Annotated in this window: 11 protein-coding genes; 2 read left to right on the top strand and 9 right to left on the bottom strand. The window is 35.3% G+C overall.

Annotated elements, in window-relative coordinates; genetic code table 11:
- From addA to AC4BB5_RS08840, 7 genes are all read right to left on the bottom strand, one after another.
- Positions 1-3,801 carry a helicase-exonuclease AddAB subunit AddA gene (gene addA, locus AC4BB5_RS08870; RefSeq protein WP_490458975.1) on the bottom strand — a complete coding sequence of 1,267 codons (3,801 nt, stop codon included), beginning with the start codon at positions 3,799-3,801 and terminating at the stop codon, positions 1-3.
- Positions 3,794-7,372, bottom strand: a complete 3,579-nt coding sequence (locus AC4BB5_RS08865) for a PD-(D/E)XK nuclease family protein (protein ID WP_490458974.1) — start codon at positions 7,370-7,372, stop codon at positions 3,794-3,796. The genes addA and AC4BB5_RS08865 overlap by 8 nt, the downstream gene beginning before the upstream one ends.
- A gap of 135 nt (positions 7,373-7,507) precedes the next feature.
- A complete protein-coding gene (gene lepB, locus AC4BB5_RS08860; protein ID WP_490458973.1) occupies positions 7,508-8,053 on the bottom strand; it encodes a signal peptidase I in 546 nt (181 codons plus the stop codon).
- A 147-nt stretch (positions 8,054-8,200) separates the two neighbouring features.
- Positions 8,201-8,932 carry a LutC/YkgG family protein gene (locus AC4BB5_RS08855; RefSeq protein ID WP_490458972.1) on the bottom strand — a complete coding sequence of 244 codons (732 nt, stop codon included), beginning with the start codon at positions 8,930-8,932 and terminating at the stop codon, positions 8,201-8,203.
- The gene (locus tag AC4BB5_RS08850) at positions 8,925-10,397 is read right to left on the bottom strand and encodes a LutB/LldF family L-lactate oxidation iron-sulfur protein (protein WP_490458971.1); all 1,473 of its coding nucleotides are present in this window, start codon (positions 10,395-10,397) and stop codon (positions 8,925-8,927) included. The genes AC4BB5_RS08855 and AC4BB5_RS08850 overlap by 8 nt, the downstream gene beginning before the upstream one ends.
- A gap of 11 nt (positions 10,398-10,408) precedes the next feature.
- Positions 10,409-11,170 (bottom strand): (Fe-S)-binding protein, encoded by a 762-nt coding sequence (locus AC4BB5_RS08845; RefSeq protein ID WP_490458970.1) that lies wholly within the window; start codon positions 11,168-11,170, stop codon positions 10,409-10,411.
- A gap of 238 nt (positions 11,171-11,408) precedes the next feature.
- Complete coding sequence (locus AC4BB5_RS08840) at positions 11,409-12,146, bottom strand: cyclase family protein (RefSeq protein ID WP_490458969.1); 738 nt, start codon at positions 12,144-12,146, stop codon at positions 11,409-11,411.
- 146 nt (positions 12,147-12,292) lie between these two features.
- On the opposite strand from AC4BB5_RS08840, the gene AC4BB5_RS08835 reads away from it, so the two are divergent.
- Positions 12,293-12,634 (top strand): hypothetical protein, encoded by a 342-nt coding sequence (locus AC4BB5_RS08835; RefSeq protein WP_490458968.1) that lies wholly within the window; start codon positions 12,293-12,295, stop codon positions 12,632-12,634.
- A 180-nt stretch (positions 12,635-12,814) separates the two neighbouring features.
- A complete protein-coding gene (locus AC4BB5_RS08830; RefSeq protein ID WP_490458967.1) occupies positions 12,815-14,275 on the top strand; it encodes a helix-turn-helix domain-containing protein in 1,461 nt (486 codons plus the stop codon).
- An 81-nt stretch (positions 14,276-14,356) separates the two neighbouring features.
- Here AC4BB5_RS08830 and AC4BB5_RS08825 read toward each other — a convergent pair whose 3' ends face one another.
- Together AC4BB5_RS08825 and AC4BB5_RS08820 are read right to left on the bottom strand one after the other, a co-directional pair.
- Positions 14,357-15,706, bottom strand: a complete 1,350-nt coding sequence (locus AC4BB5_RS08825; RefSeq protein ID WP_490458966.1) for a glucose-6-phosphate isomerase — start codon at positions 15,704-15,706, stop codon at positions 14,357-14,359.
- 400 nt (positions 15,707-16,106) lie between these two features.
- On the bottom strand, positions 16,107-18,416 hold the full coding sequence (locus AC4BB5_RS08820) for an Ig-like domain-containing protein (protein ID WP_490458965.1): 2,310 nt from the start codon (positions 18,414-18,416) through the stop codon (positions 16,107-16,109).
- Positions 18,417-18,445: the final 29 nt, after the last annotated feature.

The following is an 18,445-nucleotide window of genomic DNA, read 5'->3' as shown; positions in this document are numbered from 1 at the left end:
TTACTTCATTTTTTCAATAATTTGCTCTTTGTCCAGATCAATAATGATTCCCGCCGACAGTAATACTAAAAATACTTGATTTACTTTTTTGTTTGTTGCTTGAGTTAAAGCTTTTCGGTATAAATTCAACTGACCTCTATAACGCTGGATGATTTTTTTGATTTCCTTTACATTTTCAATATCTTGCACAAAATCTGTTTTGTAATCATAAAGAATGCAGCTGTCTTCCTTTTCAACGTAGCCATCGATCATTCCATGAATCAATAAATCATCCTCTGTTTCTTTAGGATAATCTTTAATTAGATCTTCCGCCTTCAATAACATTGAAAATGGTTGTTCACGTATAACTTGGTCAGGGCTTTTTAAAAGTTGTTGCCCCAAATTTGTTTTATAGAAGGATAAAACTTGATCGATATTGATTTTCTTTGCCACATTTTCTTGGATAATTTTTGTTTGAACTAATTCATCAATTAATTCAACGATACCATCTTTGGTGGGTTCCTTCTTTAAATCTAGAAGTTGTAATAAATAGTGTGTCGCTGTTCCGATTTCTACAGGAGATGGTTTTCTGATTGTTTCAATAAATCTAGGTTTGCCTAACTCCCCTTCGCTCATCCGGTGGACGATCATCGAAGTCGGTTGTAGTTTGTTTTTTTCATCTACTTCTATTTTAGCAATTTCTTTGTTATCTGGATCTTCAAAAATACGCTTGATTTCTGATACCGATTGGTAATTAGTTGTTTGTGTTGAAAGTTGAAATGGGTAATCATAATTTAAACGACGCAACCCTTTTTCGATAGCTCCTGCATCGCTATTTTTACTGTTTTCTACTTGGATAGAACCTGTATCAAAAAATTGAAGCGCTGAAAATTGTTCTTGAATGGTCTTTCCTGTCGTAAAACTAACGGTAAATCCTGCTGGATGTTGCGTGATTCCTGTAACAGGTTCGGTTATAAATTCAGTTTGAAATTCCGCCATTTTCTGATGACGAATCAAACTCATCCCCACCCAGTTCATCAAGCTACTTTTCCCTTGTAAACGATTTTCGCCAGGTAAAACCTTAGTCTGGACATCAGCAACTTTCAGCCATTCTTTAAAAGTTGCTTCTTGATCATTGTAAGAACCAACAAGATAAAGTTTTTGCTCAGCTCGTGTCAAAGCAACATAAAGTTTACGCATTTCTTCTGAAAGCAATTTTTTTAATTTTGCCTGTTTGATTGCCAGAAACGGCAAGGTTTCATAAAGCACTCGGTCTGTTTGATCCAGATAACGAATCCCTACACCTAAGCGATCATCAAAAATATATCGTTCATTCAAATCACCGAGATTGAATTCTTTAGTCATATCTAAAATAAAGACTACTGGAAATTCTAATCCCTTACTAGCGTGAATCGTCATCACCCGAACTGCATTTTCTTCGCTTAGAATGACTGGTTCTGCTAAATCTTTATCTTTTTCCTGCATCTTCTCTATAAAACGAACAAATTGAAATAATCCGCGGAAACTAGTTTTTTCATAACTAGCTGCTCGGTCAACCAATGCAAATAGATTAGCCTGTCGTTGTTTACCCGCTGGCATTCCCCCGACATAATCTAAATACGCAGTATCTTGATAAATTAGCCAAATCAGTGTAGATAATTGATTTCTTCTAGCAATTTCACGCCATTTATCTAGTAACTCAGCAAATTCCCCAGCCTTTTTCTTCAAAGCCTGTTCTTTTGGGTCATTCGTATCAGTTTGGATAAATGTCAGGAAGGCTTCATAATAGGAGCTCTTTTTAGAGGCTAATCGAATAGAAACCAATTCGTTTTCTTTTAAACCGACTATTGGCGAACGTAAAACTGCCGCCAGCGGTATATCTTGATACGGATTGTCGATAATTTGTAAAAGAGCGACCATCGTTTGAACTTCTGTTGCTTGAAAATAATTTTGGGCATCGTTCACTTGAATCGGAATACCAGCTAATTTAAATATCTCAAGAATGGTTAAATTATTTTTTTTAGTTGGTGTCAGCAACACAATATCTTTATAAGTAATTGGGCGATTTTCTTTGATTGATTTATCATAGATCAAAAACTTTTTATCGATCAATTCTCTAATTTTTAACGCTGTCATATGCAATTCGCCTTCAGTTTTATCTTCTAAGATCAATTGAGACTCATCTGGCAGACCTTGCGTTTCTTTCAACTGTTCAGATTTTTTTTCATAAATCAACAGTTCGGTATCATAATTTTCAGCTTCAGCAAACTGATCGAAGCCATGAACAAGCTGAGCTGCTTCATCATACGCAATTTGCCCAACACATTCATCCATCAGTTGCTCAAAAACTAGATTAGTAAAATCTAAGACATTCTTTCTAGAACGAAAATTCTCTGCTAACACAATTCGCTTGCCTTCTTTATTTTGTCCATATTGATTATATTTTTCAATAAACAACGTTGGATCAGCTAAACGGAAAGAATAAATTGATTGCTTCACATCACCAACCATAAACAAATTTCCTTCATCAACTGATGGTCTTCTCAGCCAGTAAAGAATCGTTTCCTGTAGTCGATTGATGTCTTGATATTCATCAACTAAAACCTCATCAAATTTCTCTCTATAATACTTGGATGCTTCTGTAGCAAGCCATTCACCAGCTTCTTTTCTTGCTAAAATAGCTAACGTAAAATGCTCTAAGTCATTAAAATCGACTAGCCCTTTTCTAAGCTTTTGCTCACTGTAAGTATCGATAAACGCTCTTCCTACTTTGGCCATTTCTTGAACAAGTGGTCTTGATTGTTCCAAAATTTCCTTCATTTGTTCTGGCGACAGAGTAAATAAATTGGTCAAAATATCATTGACAGCTTTCTTATTTTGTTCGCGTAAATTCTTTGCTTGAGCAGCAGTTTCTTTTAATTCTTCCACACGTATAGAAGGATAACGTTCAAATGCAACTGTTTTTGAAACCTCAAAAGCTGACTCTAAATCGTTATCAGCTAATTGGCTACTAAACGTTTCTACGAATTCCTTTTCATTCCTGGCAAGAATGGCTATTTTTTCAAGCTTTTTCTCGCCTTCTGTCAAGTGTATCATCTCTTCATAACGATCCACACAACGAAATAGAGTTTCCATTATTTGAGGTTTTAAATAATCTTGGAATAAATCTGAATCTCCTAGTTTTCCACCTAAACAATAACTATCAGCTAAATGAGCGAACCACTCATCAGGGTCCGGATTAGCTCTAGCAAATTCATACAGCGAGAAAACCAGTTGAGTTAGTCCGTCATCACTGCGATCATTGGAAAAATTACTAGTCAGTTGATAAAAAGCTTCCTGGTTTTCACCATAGAATTGTTCTCTAAGTTCATCCCAAACATCCTCTTTTAGAAGTAACATCTCAGTCTCATCAGTCAATAGTCGAAAAACTGGATCCATTTCGATCAAGTAATAAAACCTGCGTATCACCGTTAAACAAAAAGCATGCAATGTGCTGATATTCGCTGTGGGAAGTAAGTTCAATTGTCTAATAAAGTGTTGTTTCTTTTCTTGTTCACTTTCATTTGTGATTGCTTTTTGCAATGCGATTTGGATTCTTTCTTTCATTTCTTTCGCTGCAGCTTCTGTGTAAGTTACAATCAACAACCGGTCAATATCCACACCACTTTTGAGTTTCTCAATGACCCTACGAACAAGGACAGTCGTTTTCCCAGAACCAGCAGAAGCAGAAACTAAAATATTTTCATCCCCATCAAAAACAGCTTGCCACTGATTATCAGTAAATTGTTCATTTTCTGGACGCAAAGGTATAGCTTTACTCATTGATCGTTCCTCCTTCCTGCTCGCTTTCGATCAAGCGATCCATCACATCTTTTTTAGATAATGTTTCAATCCGATTGTAATTATTTTCTTTTAACATTACATCAAAATTACATACGCTTTTAAACGGACAAAAACGGCAGGCAATACGTTCTTTTCCTTGATAAGCAGGATTTAAATCGATTTCTCCACTTGTAACCTTATTGCCAGCTTCAATAAACTTGCTGCGATTATGCATCAATAAAGCTTCTAATTCAGGCTCTGTCACAAATTTGTCTTCTTGACGACGACCAGGCTTGATGATTTCTTTAGCTGATTCTTCGATTGGAAAAATCAAAGAACTTTGTTTCGCTTGCAAACTTTTATCTAGATTTTCAAGCAAAACTGGATCATTTAATAACAATCCATCAAATTGAAATTTTTTTAAAAGTTGTTGCTCCTTTTTCTCTTCCGTTTCGTAAGGAAGAATTGGATTATGGACGTGAAGATAAAATGATCCTGCTGGTTTAGCCGACTGACCTACCAAATTAACAGCATCCATCAAAGCAACATCCAGATAGGTCAACATCTGCATCGCTAAACCATAATAGGCTTCTGTAATGTTAAATTTTTTGTGGCTCGATTTATAATCAACAACTCCTAGATACAAAGAATCAGGAGTCACTAATTGATCCAATCGGTCAATCTTACCTCTAACACTAATGTTACCGCCGTTTTGAAGTGGCAATTCCAAGCCTTTAATACCTTTTTGACTAGCGATCTGACCGAATAAAACCTCTGTCTGAACAGTCGTCATCCCGCTTCGTTCACTTTGCCGTTTTAACGCCCAGCTAACTTTTTTGATTGTTTGCCCTAATTGGTATCGAATATAGTTCATGCGACTGGATGTGTCGAGAATAGAAAATTTTATTTCACCGAACACAGCATTTAAGATTTGTTCTGTAAATTCGTTTACCTCTCGATCAGTCAACTCAGACAGTTGTTTCTTTTGCATGATTAGTAATTTAAAAAATTGATCCAATGCTTCATGGAAGAAATCACCTGTTGCAGCTGGTGATAATCCAAAGACATCTCTTTCCTTTAAGCCCAATCCAAATCGTGAAAAATATTGATACTGACAACGATAAAAACTTTCCATTCTTGAAACTGATGTATAAATATGTTTTGAATAAAGTCCGTCAGCTAAATTCTCTTCTAGGTTCTCTGGTAAATTCTGATGACTTAGACTTTCAAAAACATGTCGTGCTAGCGATGCTTCGGAATGCTTCATTAATTCACGTTCCAAAACAAGCCAAAAAGACAAGATTCCTTCTTGCGATTCCTTTTTCTGACGCTTTAGATTAGTTAAGTCACTGATCAGTGCTCGATAGGTTCCAATATGTTCTAAACTAATTTGTTCATCGTCTAAAATCGTAAGTGCATTTCTTTGCTGCATCTGTAAACCTAGGTCTTTTTGAATATTTGTCAAATAAGTAGATGATTTCACGTCTTTAGTAGTATCTTTCACACGTGGATAAGATAAATATAAACGCTCTTTGGCCGATGTAAACATGATATAAGCATTAAATGGTTCTCGAGCAATACTTTTCCTTGTATCATTCAATAAAAATTGTCCGTCATCTAAATGGCCATTCACAAATTGTCGTTCTTCATCTGAAAGTAGTGTTTTGTTCTCGAATTTTTGTGGTAAAACTTGATCTGTTAAACCAATTGCAAAAACGATTTTAGCTTGACCCGGACGAGCTAAATCAATTGATCGCACTTGTACTTGATCAATGGCTGTAGGAACTTTATTGTACCGTAAGCCCTCTAAACCACTAGAGAAAATTTCTTCAAACAAATCTAAATCGAAGCTCTCATTTCCATAAATTGTCACATATTCATCTAATAATGTCATCAAGGCTTCCCAGGTTTGTTCATGATTACGAGCGTCTTCTAAATGTCCAGTCTCAATGGCTTGATTGCGCCACATCATTATTTGTTTTTCTATCCCGTTATAGACTAAGAACCGATAGAAATAATCTGCAGCTTCAATCCCTGTTTGAGCTGTTTGAATTTGCTTGAAAAAAACAGGTATTGTTTGTTGAATCATATGTCTTACATCATTTGAATCTTTTTCAATCACTGCAGTATCGTCTTGTTGCTCAGCTTCAAAGTCATAGCGTATAAAATGCCAGTCCTTATCCTTCTCCCAATGATATCCTTCGTAACCGTAAGCCAAAACAACATTCTCTGTGACATCAATTTTTCGACGCCATTCATTTCGCTCAATCAGCCATTCTTTAATAGTCACTTGATCATTCAATGGAAAAAATAATTCAGTTCTTAAAAAACGCAGAACATCACGATAACGATAATGATACCTATGGATTGCAAATAACGATTGAATAAACTCAACTAATGGATGTTGCTCCATTGCCATGTCTCGATCCAAATAGACAGGAATTTCTTGCAGCGCAAATAGTGGTTCGATCATCGTCTCATAACTATCCAAATCTCGCGTTAGCAGTTGAATATCTTTATAACGATACTTCTCCTCTACGACTAATCTTCTAATTTCTTTAGCAATATGATTGATTTCTTCCTTAGGGTTTTCTGCACACCAGAATTGTAGATGATCATCCCTGAGTTCTTGTTTTTCTCTTTTAAGATGATTTTCTTGAACTTCAACCCAGTATTTTTCAAGGGTTTGAAGACTATTATTGGCAATCAACACTTTATTTTTTTCAACATGATCAGGCAGTACTGATACATTCGAGTTTCTAGCTAATTGATACAACTTATGGTAAGTGGATCCTGTTTCATAAAATAGGTTCATCAGTTTGGGAAGATCATTCGGGTATTTTTTGTCTAGCACTAATGAAATTTTGACCTCGCCTCCACGGCGCATTAAGGTTTCAATCAATTTCAACTCTCTTGCTGAAAAAGTATGATAGCCATTGATCACGAATAAAACGTTACTTAAGTCTTTCGTTTCTAGATAGTCCGTCAAAAAATTAATGATCTCCGCAGATTTAATACCAAACTGGCTCATCGTTTCCTCGAATTTTGAAAAAACTAGTTGAATATCTTGAACCTTTAATTGTAGATCTTGTTCTTTACTATTCGAATCAGAACTTGATAAATATCCATATAACTCATCTAAATCAATATTTCCTTCTTTCATTTCTTGATATAAATCGAATAACTGTTGGATAAATCCTGATTTATTCACTTCTCCACGAAAGACTTTCAATGCCTCTTCGTTTTCAGATAAAATCTTTCTGAAAACCATTGAAGCTCCAGCTTCGGAAAGAACCTCTGAGCCGTAAAATTGCGTATGTTGTAAAAAGTACCATGCCAATCGATAAAAACTAAACACTTGAAACCGCATTGTTGCAATCGAATCACTATGATTATTTTGGATATTTTTAATTCGCTTAAGTGCATTGATTTCTTGCTCAAATTTCATATGGTTTGGTACGAGATAAAAAACTTCGTTTGTATTATCTTCTGATAACCACTGTACAGAAGCTTGTATTAAAGCTTCTTCTAAGTCCATCTCAGCAGTTCCGCGGATAAATTGTAGACTCATTTTGTCACATCCCTCATAAATGTTTCATGTTCCTAGTTTATCATAAAACAACTTAGAATACGGCTTTCATTATTTAACAAAAAAAGCCTCTTATTAAAAAGAGAGCTTTCTTGTATTGTTATTAATGAAATATTGTTAAATCGTTCCAAAACGGTCCAACGGCCATAAAACAAATTTAACATCCCCTGAGATCTTATCTTTATTAATAAAACCAATCATTCGTCCATCTTTAGAATTTCTGCGATTATCACCCATCACAAAATATTCACCTTCTGGAACTTTCTTCTCACCTGTCACATCACTCAACGTAAAATCATAGGTTAAAGGCATTCCATCCGTCACTTCTTGTTTAAATTCATCAAGATAGGGTTCTTTGACTTCTTTTTCATTGATATATAAAACATCATTTTTATATTCAATCGTATCGCCTGGTAAGCCGATCACTCGCTTGATATAATTCTTTTTAGGTTCGTCTGGTGCCGGAAACGTCACAATATCAAAGCGTTTGATTTCTGTATTTTTTAATGCAATTACTCGTTCACCGTCAGCCAATGTAGGATCCATCGAGTGTCCCTTCACTACGACTGGTGTAAAAACGAACTGTCTTAATAAAAATAGCAGTGCCGCTAAACCAACAAAAAATAAAATTGTATGTAATAACTCTTTAGACTTCAAATTCATTCCTCCAAAAAACTTGCTTCCTATAGTTTACCACAAACATTCGAAATCCTACAGTATTCTTTTTTATTTAATTAAACTTTTAATAACTTGCCTATTAATAACGACGAACAGAAAGATTCAGATGTGCTAATGATGTCTTTAGAGACCCTACATATCTTTTACAACAACATAGTAAACAGAAAGTGGTCCATGAAGCCCTACAACTAATTGCATTTCTATATCCCCGGAATTAGACGGTCCCGAAATAAAGTGAATGGCTGATCCAATTTTTTCTCCATCGGCTTGCTTTTTTGCATAATAAGCAGCTGCTTGAGTCGAACGAGGAACGATTTTGCTCATTGGTACAATTGAAATGTAGTGTTCGGGCAAGAAATGCAACGAACGACCTTGGCCAGCGTTTGTTTCAACGACTATCGAACCTGATTCAGCCAACAGAAATTCAGCAAAAGCTATAGCTATATTGGCATTCTGAGCATTTGCTATATTCACATCCCTTTGCTCGGGACCTTCTTGCCAAAACATTAGTTGTTGATTTTTCTCAGCCACAACTTGTTTCTGCGTAAATTTTTCTAGTCCAAACTCTGAAAAACGTTCATCAATTGGTAATAAAATCTTTCCCTGACCCATCATTTCAAGCAATTGGTCTATCGTGTCTTTCAGTTGTTCTTTAGTCGTTTCAATCAGTTTAGTATTAATCTTCTCTACTCGCTTTTTAGCGATTTCTAAAAGCTCTTCAGCTGATTTATCTGATAGTGTTGTTTCAGGTAGATTATTGATTGCGTTAAATGGGTGGTCTGCTACATCTTGACGCTCTATTCCTAACTTTTCTGCTAAGGTATTTAAAAAAGACTCTCTATTTTGTATATTAGTATTAGTCATTTGATTCACCCGCTTTATGCTTTTTATACCAACTTCTAAAGTTCTCAGAATTTTTTGGTGGACGGGGTAAATCTCTAACATCGGTCCAGCCTTTGACTAATCCAGGGCCTTTAGCAACATAACCTCCAAATTGAAACATATTTTCTACTGTAATGTCTTTTTTCTTACTTAAGGGTGCTAAACCTGCATGGTCGACTTTCATAGCCATTTTAAACAAGCTTGGTGTAGCTGTCGCTTTGCCTACAACCCTCATTTGGAAATCGTCAAATCCATGTTGCATCTTTAATTCATCTGTCATGACCCTTCGATGTTCAATCAATAATTCATGTAGGGGAATCTTCACCGGACAAGTATCCGTGCAAGCTCCGCAAAGACTAGACGCATATGGTAATTCCCCAAATTGTTTGTATCCGCCCAGAACAGGTGATAATACAGCACCAATCGGTCCAGGATAAATCGAACCATATCCATGACCACCGATATGCCGATAGACTGGACAGACATTTAGACAAGAGCCACAACGAATACATTGTAATACAGGTTCAAAAGCAGTTCCAAGCGCATTAGAGCGTCCATTATCTAAAATCACAACATGAAACTCTTCTGGCCCATCCGATTCGTCCTCACTTTTGATCCCAGCAAACGTCACATAAGTGGTCAAGCTTTGACCAACTGCGCTTCTTGCCAACAAATTATCCAATACTTCAGCTTCTTTCATTGTGGGAACAATCCGCTCCATTCCCATTAAAACTATTTGTGTTTTGGGAATACTAATCGTTAAATCTGCATTACCTTCATTTGTATTTAAATTGATAACACCACTATCGGCTATCGCAAAGTTACAGCCTGTAATACCTATTTCCGCTTCTAGAAAAAATTTACGCATAACTTCTCTAGCACATCTTGCTAAATTAACAGGATCGTTATCTCCTTTATAACCTAGTTTTTCCTCAAAAACTTGGCGAATTTGTTCACGATTTTTATGAATACTAGGAAAAACGATATGAGATGGTTCATCCCAATCATCCATCTGCAATATAAATTCAGCCAAATCGGTTTCCATGACACTCACACCACTCAATTCCAATAACATAGGGTCAATATCAACTTCTGTGGTTACCATAGATTTTGATTTAACAACTTTTTTTGCATTTTTATCTAAAACAACTTGTTTCACATATTCAGTTGCCTCTTCTGCGGTCTTAGCAAAAAAAACTTTTCCACCTTGTTCCGCTACCCTGTCACTAAACTGTTCTAAATAGTCTGGCAAATATGAAATAGTATGTTGTCTAATCTGTTCGCCTAAGTCTCGCCATTGTTCCCAATCACCAAGTTCTTCTCGAGCTCCTTCACGCTTGACCCATTGATCATCTTGGGCTTTTGCTACAGCTTTTTGCATAAAAACATCTTTTTTACTATCTTCTATTCGTTCTTTAAATGGTTTCGAACTAGTTGTTAATCCCACAATTTCTCCTCCTAGATGACTGTCATTCTTTTTGGTTGATCCATACGTGTTTTATTCACTTGATGATTTAGAACTTCTGCAATGTGCATTATTTTTATTTTTTTACCATCTCGATTGAATTTACCGCCGATATTCATCAAACACCCCATATCTGCGCTGATCAAAATTTCTGCCTTAGTATCGATCACGTCATTCATTTTTTCAGTGACCATTTGTTCAGAGATTTCCGGCATTTTAACCGAGAATGTTCCTCCAAACCCACAACAGTTCTCGATATGATTTAATGGCAGCATTTCTAACCCTTCAACATGATCTAATAAGACAAATGGCGCTTCTCGCTCCTTCAGAATTCTCGTCATGTGGCAGGATCTATGGTAAGTTGCCTTAGCATTCAACGTTGCACCAACATCATTCACGCCTAGCACCCGATAGAGAAATTGACTAAATTCGAATGACTTAATTGCTAGTGCTTCAGCCTTTGGCCCGTATATAGGATCATCTTTCAAGAAGTGCTTATACTCTCTTAACATGCCTACACAAGACCCCGCTGGTCCGACTACATATTCTGCATCCTCGAAACAATCAAGTTGATTTTTTAACGTGGTGTAGCTTTCTTCAACATAGCCACTATTATAAGTCGGTTGACCACAACAAGTTTGATTATCTGGGAATGATGTCTCACACCCTAAACGCTCTAAAACCTCCACCATTGCCTGACCTACATTAGGAAATAGCAAGTCAACAACACAAGTCGAAAAGATACTTACTTTCAAAAAAATGCCCTCCTCGTAAAGCTGTACGAAAAGGACAAATCAGTTATCTATATAGTCAAAAATAACATTGGCATATATATTCGTTTTTACTAAAGTAAAAGACGATTACTAATCCTGTCATCATACAACTTAGAATTAAAATCATTTTGTAATATTTACCATACAAATATTATTCTACCAATGATCAGCCTATATAGCAATTAAATTCTGTATGCTTTTTCGCATACTCACACCTTACTTAATCTGGTAGTATTGCAAATGACCGGACAGGAAATCCTGGAGCATTCAATACATTAGGAAAACTAGTCAAAATAACGCTGCCAACTGATGGAACCTGATCTAAATTACACATCACTTCAACTTGGTATTTGTTTTGCTTTAACCAATAGTATTCACCAAATAGTCCTTTATTTTTTCTGAAGTCTACTGCACTGTCCGTATCTAAAGTTTCGTGACCGATCGCTGTGACATCGCGGACTTCATTAAGGTACTTCAGAGCTTCTAAACTCCAACCTGGTGTATGCGAATTACCGTCTAAATCCCGATTATAATATTTTTCCTCCGATTCCCAACGATTAGACCAGCCGCTTGCAAATGCAACGAAAGACTCTCTAGGAATCGGACCAAACTCTGTTTCAAAATCTAAAATGTCTTGGACAGTTACACAATAATCATGGTTTGTATTGACAGCAGTTTCCTTATGAATGACATATAATGGCAATACCAGCTCTTTTAGTTCTAATTCATGTAGATAACGTTTCTCTTTAGCAAAATGTATAGGTGCATCAATATGTGTACTATACTGAGTTGGAAATGTGTACTCTTTTGCAAAAAAACCATCGTCTTTGATTTTAAATAAAGTTTTCTCCTGAGAAGCTTTAAACGCACTAAATCGTGGAATTCTGTCATGTAACTCATGACTTAAATCAATCCACTTTTTACTTTTTAAATAGCGCATTGCGTCCAATGTGTTCATACTTTTTTCTCCTATTCTACCAATTCATTCGTTTGGTTTTTAAAATAATCAAACTTAATTTCTAATATACAAGAAAAATAGATGACTGTACACGTAACTTTTGATAAACTAAAGAAATACAGGATCAACGAAGGAGGATGACCACCATGTTTATCTCATTTGGCATGTTTATTGGTTTAATTATACTAACGATTATTATGATCGCTTTGATTATTTATCTAACTTTTACAAGTGGGAATAAGCAATCACGTCATAAAAAAACACTTCAAGCAGAAGAAGCGGCTAGGATACGATTGGCTCAGAACAGTAGTACTACATCGGATCAATCAATAAATTCCGTTCAAACTGATTCAACACATCAAGATAGTTTTAAACAAGTAAATGAATCAGAAAATCAGGATTATCAAGAATCTATACCTGATGAAAATCCAGAAGAGGATTATGCATTACATGTTCTCCCATATCCCAAAGATGATGACTTTAAATAAAAATAGTGCGAAACTCAATTGAGCTTCGCACTATTTTTGTACTTTCCCTCAATCAATCAAGCGAATTATTTGATATTAAAAAAATAAATAATCACTGTTATATGTGATAATACTCAAATAATTTGACTTTAATTCATTCTGTTTCTATAATTTGGGAAAAATAGAAAAAGGATTGATGAAATGGAAATCCTATTAAACGAAAAAAGTAAAAAGAAAGTAGAACTTTTCACTGAACTTCTTTATAGAGAAAACGAAGAAATATCTTTTTCCTATTTACAATATTTTCTTGACGTTTCTTTGAGTACGCTGAAACGCTACTTTGACGAATTAGCTATGGATATTAATAATAGCGATAACCTTGAAAACATCGTATTAGAGAAGCGAATTGGTGGTTATCTTATTCAAAATCAATCTGATCATAATACAGATTATTTATCGATAAGGTTAAGACTGAACTACTTGGAACAATCACTACATTTCAAGATTATTTTAGAGCTTCTGTTGAACCATTATAATTCAGTTGAAGATCTAGCAGAGAAATTGTTTGTCAGTCCTTCCCATCTTTATAAAAACATTACCGCTCTCAACGAAGAATTGAAGCGTTATCCTTTGAAAATTGTTTTCCATCCTACAACGAATTTCCAAGGAAAAGAAAAGTATATAAGAATGCTTAATTTCTATTTTTTTTGGGGCACTTATCGAGGTATTACATGGTCTTTTGATTTTGAAAATATGAAACACTTTTCAGCTTGTGTTGACTTTACTGACTTAGAAAAAAATTATTCAGAATCAGTCATTAAACGTTTAGAATTTATGGTGGGCCTATTCATGGTTAGACAAACAAAACATCCCATTCGGTTACCAAAAAAAATCAAAGAACTGTCCAAAAATTTTGCAACAGCAAATGATATTACCAAACTTGTTGAACCCTTTTTAGCATCAGAGGATGAAATTTTATTTTTCAATTTAATATGTAGATGCTATATTTCTGAGATAGATACCTTACAGGATCAAATTGATCTCTATGATTCAATCCCAAGGTCCCTCATTTTAATCAAAGATTGTGACTCCTTAGTTGAAGAGTATGAAAAATTCTTTTATCCAAATAGTTCTATGGGAAAAGAGCAAAAAGCGATCATCTTCTACTACGTCCTTATTGGATTGATTCAAGCAACTTACTTTTCAATCAGCCCAGTTCAATTTTTCAGAGCAGCTTTTAAACAAGAATCACAAAACTCATTATCTATTAAGGAAAATCCAAAAGTTCAAGCGTTTTACAAAAAATTTCAAGAAATTAAGCCTAACTTTGCTGTTCCACCTTCATTTGATCGTGGCATGCTCGTCTTATTGACCGTTTTAACAGAAACATTTCTGCTTCCTTCTATTTCTGTCTATATTCAATACTCTAGAAATAACCTTGGAATGGTTTATATTAAAAATAGATTACATACTATTTTTAATCCTAAGACACTACGTTTTATTGATAGCATTGAAAATGCTGAACTAGTAATTACCGACTGTTTTGAATCCAGGTCCACTCAAAGGGATCAAAAAGTTTTCTATCTTTCGGATGTTTATGACGAGCTAACTTGGTTTGAATTATTTTCTTGTATCCAGACCTTTTTGTTTAAGCCTAAATAAACCCTAGCAAAAAAATACCGCCAACAGCATCAAAAACTGTTGGCGGTATTTTTTGCTTAAAACCTAGTGAAAAAAACTATATTACAGACGAGCGTTCAATTCTTTCGCTAAATCTTCAAAGCCTGGTTTGCCAAGTAAGGCAAACATATTTTTCTTGTATGCTTCTACACCTTCCTGGTCAAATGGGTTCACACCATTCAAATAACCTGAAATGCCGACAGCAATTTCAAAGAAGTACATAACATAGCCTAATGAGTAAGCATCCATCGCTGGAATTTTAACAATCATATTTGGTACTCCACCATCTGTGTGTGCAAGTAACGTACCCTCAAAGGCTTTAGTATTCACAAAATCAATTTCTTTCCCTTGTAAATATCCTAAGCCATCTAAATCTTCAGCAAGTTCCGGAATCGAAACAACATGACGCGGTGTGTCAACTTTAACAACTGTTTCAAACAAGTTACGCATACCATCTTGAACATATTGTCCCATTGAGTGTAAATCGGTAGAAAAATCTGCTGCTGCTGGGAAAATCCCCTTTTGATCTTTTCCTTCTGATTCACCAAATAGTTGTTTCCACCATTCAGAAAAATAGTGCATTCCTGGTTCGTAGTTGATCAACATTTCTGTTGTTTTACCTTTGCGGTATAAGATATTTCTTAACGCAGCATATTGATATGCTTGGTTTTTGCTTAAATCAGTTGTTGATGCATATTCTTTACGTGCATCATTGGCACCTGTCATTAACGCATCAATATCACCACCGCTAACTGCAATCGGTAATAACCCAACTGGCGTCAATACAGTGAAACGTCCACCAACATCATCAGGAATAACAAACGTTTCCCAACCTTCAGCATCCGCTTCAACTTTCACAGCGCCTTTAGAACGGTCTGTTGTTGCGTAGATACGTTTATTTGCTTCTTCTTTACCATATTTTTTGATCAATAATTCTTTAAATACTCTAAATGCAATAGCCGGCTCTGTTGTTGTGCCTGATTTAGAAATTACATTTACTGAGAAGTCACGATCACCAATAACATTAATCAAGTCAGCTAAGTAAGTTGAACTGATACTATTTCCAGCGAAGAAAACTTGAGGTGCTTTTCTTTCGTCTGCTGGTAACAAATTATTAAATGAATGGTGTAAAAATTCAATCGCTGCTCTTGCACCTAAGTAAGAACCACCAATACCAATTACAACTAAAACGTCTGAATCAGATTGGATTTTTTCAGCCGCTTTTTTGATGCGGGCAAATTCATCTTTATCATAATTTTCCGGTAGATCGATCCAACCAGTAAAGTCACTTCCGGCTCCAGTTCCTTCTCTTAATGCTTTGTCTACTGCAGTCACTTGTGTCTGCATGTATTCCAATTCATGATCAGCAACAAATGGTGTTAAATTGGAATAATCAAATTGAATGTGCGACATTCCTTCTCCTCCTTGAAATTAAACTTAGTACAGTCTCTACTTTACGTTCTTTTTGAACATTTTTCAAGCAAATTATGAGCGTCTGTACCATTTTTAATAATATTCCTTTTAATTAGACTAATTATATTACTAAATAATACTAATTAAGACTTCCTCTAAACTAGACCAAACTTAAGATTAGACCATTCGAGCAACTATTTTCCTATACAATTCCCTTTATTAGTATAGAATAAATACGAAAATACCTTGACCTCTGCTCTATTAAGTTGGTCATAACCAATCAATAAAGGAAGTCAAAGTATCAATAAAATCTTATCCAAAAACACTATCCATTTCTAGCATTTTACTACAAAACCGAGTATCGGATATTAGCAGAAACGGATTCCTCTTGTTTAAGTTCCTAGGGCCCATTCTCTAATAACCAAATGATTTGCGTTCGATATAGTTCATTTGACCGAACACTCCCGGGTAAAACGTCTAAACGAAGTTCCTGATTTTCTGTTTCATTAAATTTCACAGAAAATTTCCCGTTCGTCAATTCTTTATTATCATATAGCTCTGTTGTCATTTGATCGCTTAATAGTTGTTTTATTACTTCTCCACTAGCATTTTTTTTGTTCAAAATAATTGTACTTGGTGTTATTTCACCATTATTCGTTTGTAGTGGCTGACTTAATTTTGCTACTAGTCGCCAGATATCTGTCTTAAAGCGAGTATCATCAATCAAGAAATCAATACTCTTTTCTGGTGCAACCGATTGAATGTTAGATTGGATAGTTGGTGTACCAAATGAAATAGTCTCTGTTACCTTTTCAAATGCTAAACTCCCTGGAAGAAAGGTCGCTTTGATTTTTTTGACCATTGAGTCAAATCGAAACTCAACATCATAAGTTCCAGGTTCCCTGGTTACAAGACGATTATCAATGGCTACATCTAATAGTTTATTTTCTCCAGTTGTCAAATCCCATAAACCAGCCTGACTATTTTTTAATAACGAAGACCTCTGTTCAATTGTTTGCACAGGATAATCGATCGTCAGAATAGAAAAATCAGTTGCATAAAACATATACTTTCCGTCGCTGATGGTATGCTCATCCTTTACAAAAATAGGAATGACAATGACTGTAGTATTTTTCGCCTTATCTACCAAAGTAACTTCTGCTGTTGAATAACCAACTTTTGAAATATCTGGTTGCTTTGTCAATGTTACCGTTACATCTGCACTACCAGCATTGTCAACTAGGTTTGTAAAAAGGGTTGTGGTCTCAGGCAATGCTTCACCCAAATTCAGCATCTGTTTAACAGGATCAGCATTAGGCGGTAGCGTATCTTCAACATTTTGAATAACGGATTTTTCGCTGACATTTCCTGATGCATCCATCGCTGTAGCGTAATATTTTTGATATGGAATTAATGGTTGTTGATTTTCTGGTATAGCTATTGAAAAATGTCCATCTCCTCCAACTTTTCCAAGCGTAAGCAATGTATCTTTTGCTGCATCGTAAATTTTGATTTCAGCGTTGCTTTCTGCTTCACCAGTAAAAGTTGAGCTAGTATCTTTTAAACTGTCCAAAATAGGCTGTGCCGGTGGAATTGTATCTAATACTGGTTTCAATAAAGAAAACTTTTTACCATGTAAACTATTATTGATCGTTATTGTTTCACCATACTCAAAAAAGTTCCCTTCTGGCAAGGTATAGTTAAAATTCCCCTTTGCATCCGCACGTATGTGGTATTTTGTTGTGTCTGTATCAACTCCAGAACTTAAGCTACCTTCTGGTATAGAAGAATTTCCAGAAAAACGTAAAAATGAATTGGGGTACGCTTTTCCAATGATGGTATGACTATGATTATCTTGTGGATTATTCACGATATTTTCTATAGTTAAGTTTAGAACGACCGCATCTAAAAGCTTTTGAGCGTTGGCTAGTTTTGTATCTAATCTTGAAGCAGTTGTCGCGTTTAAAAGCTTCTTATACTCAGCCAGTTTATTTTTTAAATTAGTGATTTCTTTCTGCGTGACTGATAATTTAAGTTCTGTTTGCGCTTTACTTGTAAATAATGCATCAATGTCTGCTTCGATACGTAAAACTTCTTCGGTTATATCAACAAGTGTAGGTTTCGTCATTTGAACAGACAACCATTGCGTATCACGCAACTCTCTATTCAGGGCGTAAACAGAAAAATCAACATACGGATCGATATCAGTGGCCGCAAAAGTTATTTTGACATTAACCCGTTTATTAGACTGATTATTCATATCCTTATAGAAGGTTTCTCTGAGATGTTCTCCAGTTATACTTATAATTACGGTAGCTATTTTTAGTTCATCATCAGACGAACCCGTCTCAAGTTGGGTTGTAAATTGATAATACCTTCCTTTTACCAGCGTTACACTCTGTCTGCCAGCAATTGCTCCATCATTTAAAATTTTGCCTTTTTTTCGCAAATAAACCATTTCTTCATTTGCAAGGCCAAAGCCATTTCCAAGAGTACTCAATGTAGAGGTTAATTTCCCACCACTAGGTGACGGAAAACCAGATGTATTTATATAGCCAGCCCATTCTGTACTTTTTAGCAGATTCTGCTGCTCTGCTGCTTCTACTTTAAAACTATGCTTTTCATTCTTAGATAAACCGATACATAAATTAGGAAAAAAAAGTAGGAAAAGAACTATCCCTAGTAATAAGTTCTTTTTTTTCTTTAACAATAAACATACCTCCTTAAAGCCTACCTTTA

Source organism: Enterococcus sp. AMC1252 (assembly GCF_058216515.1).
The sequence above is the reverse complement of the archived record's forward strand: the minus strand, read 5'-3'. Positions and strand labels throughout refer to the sequence as shown.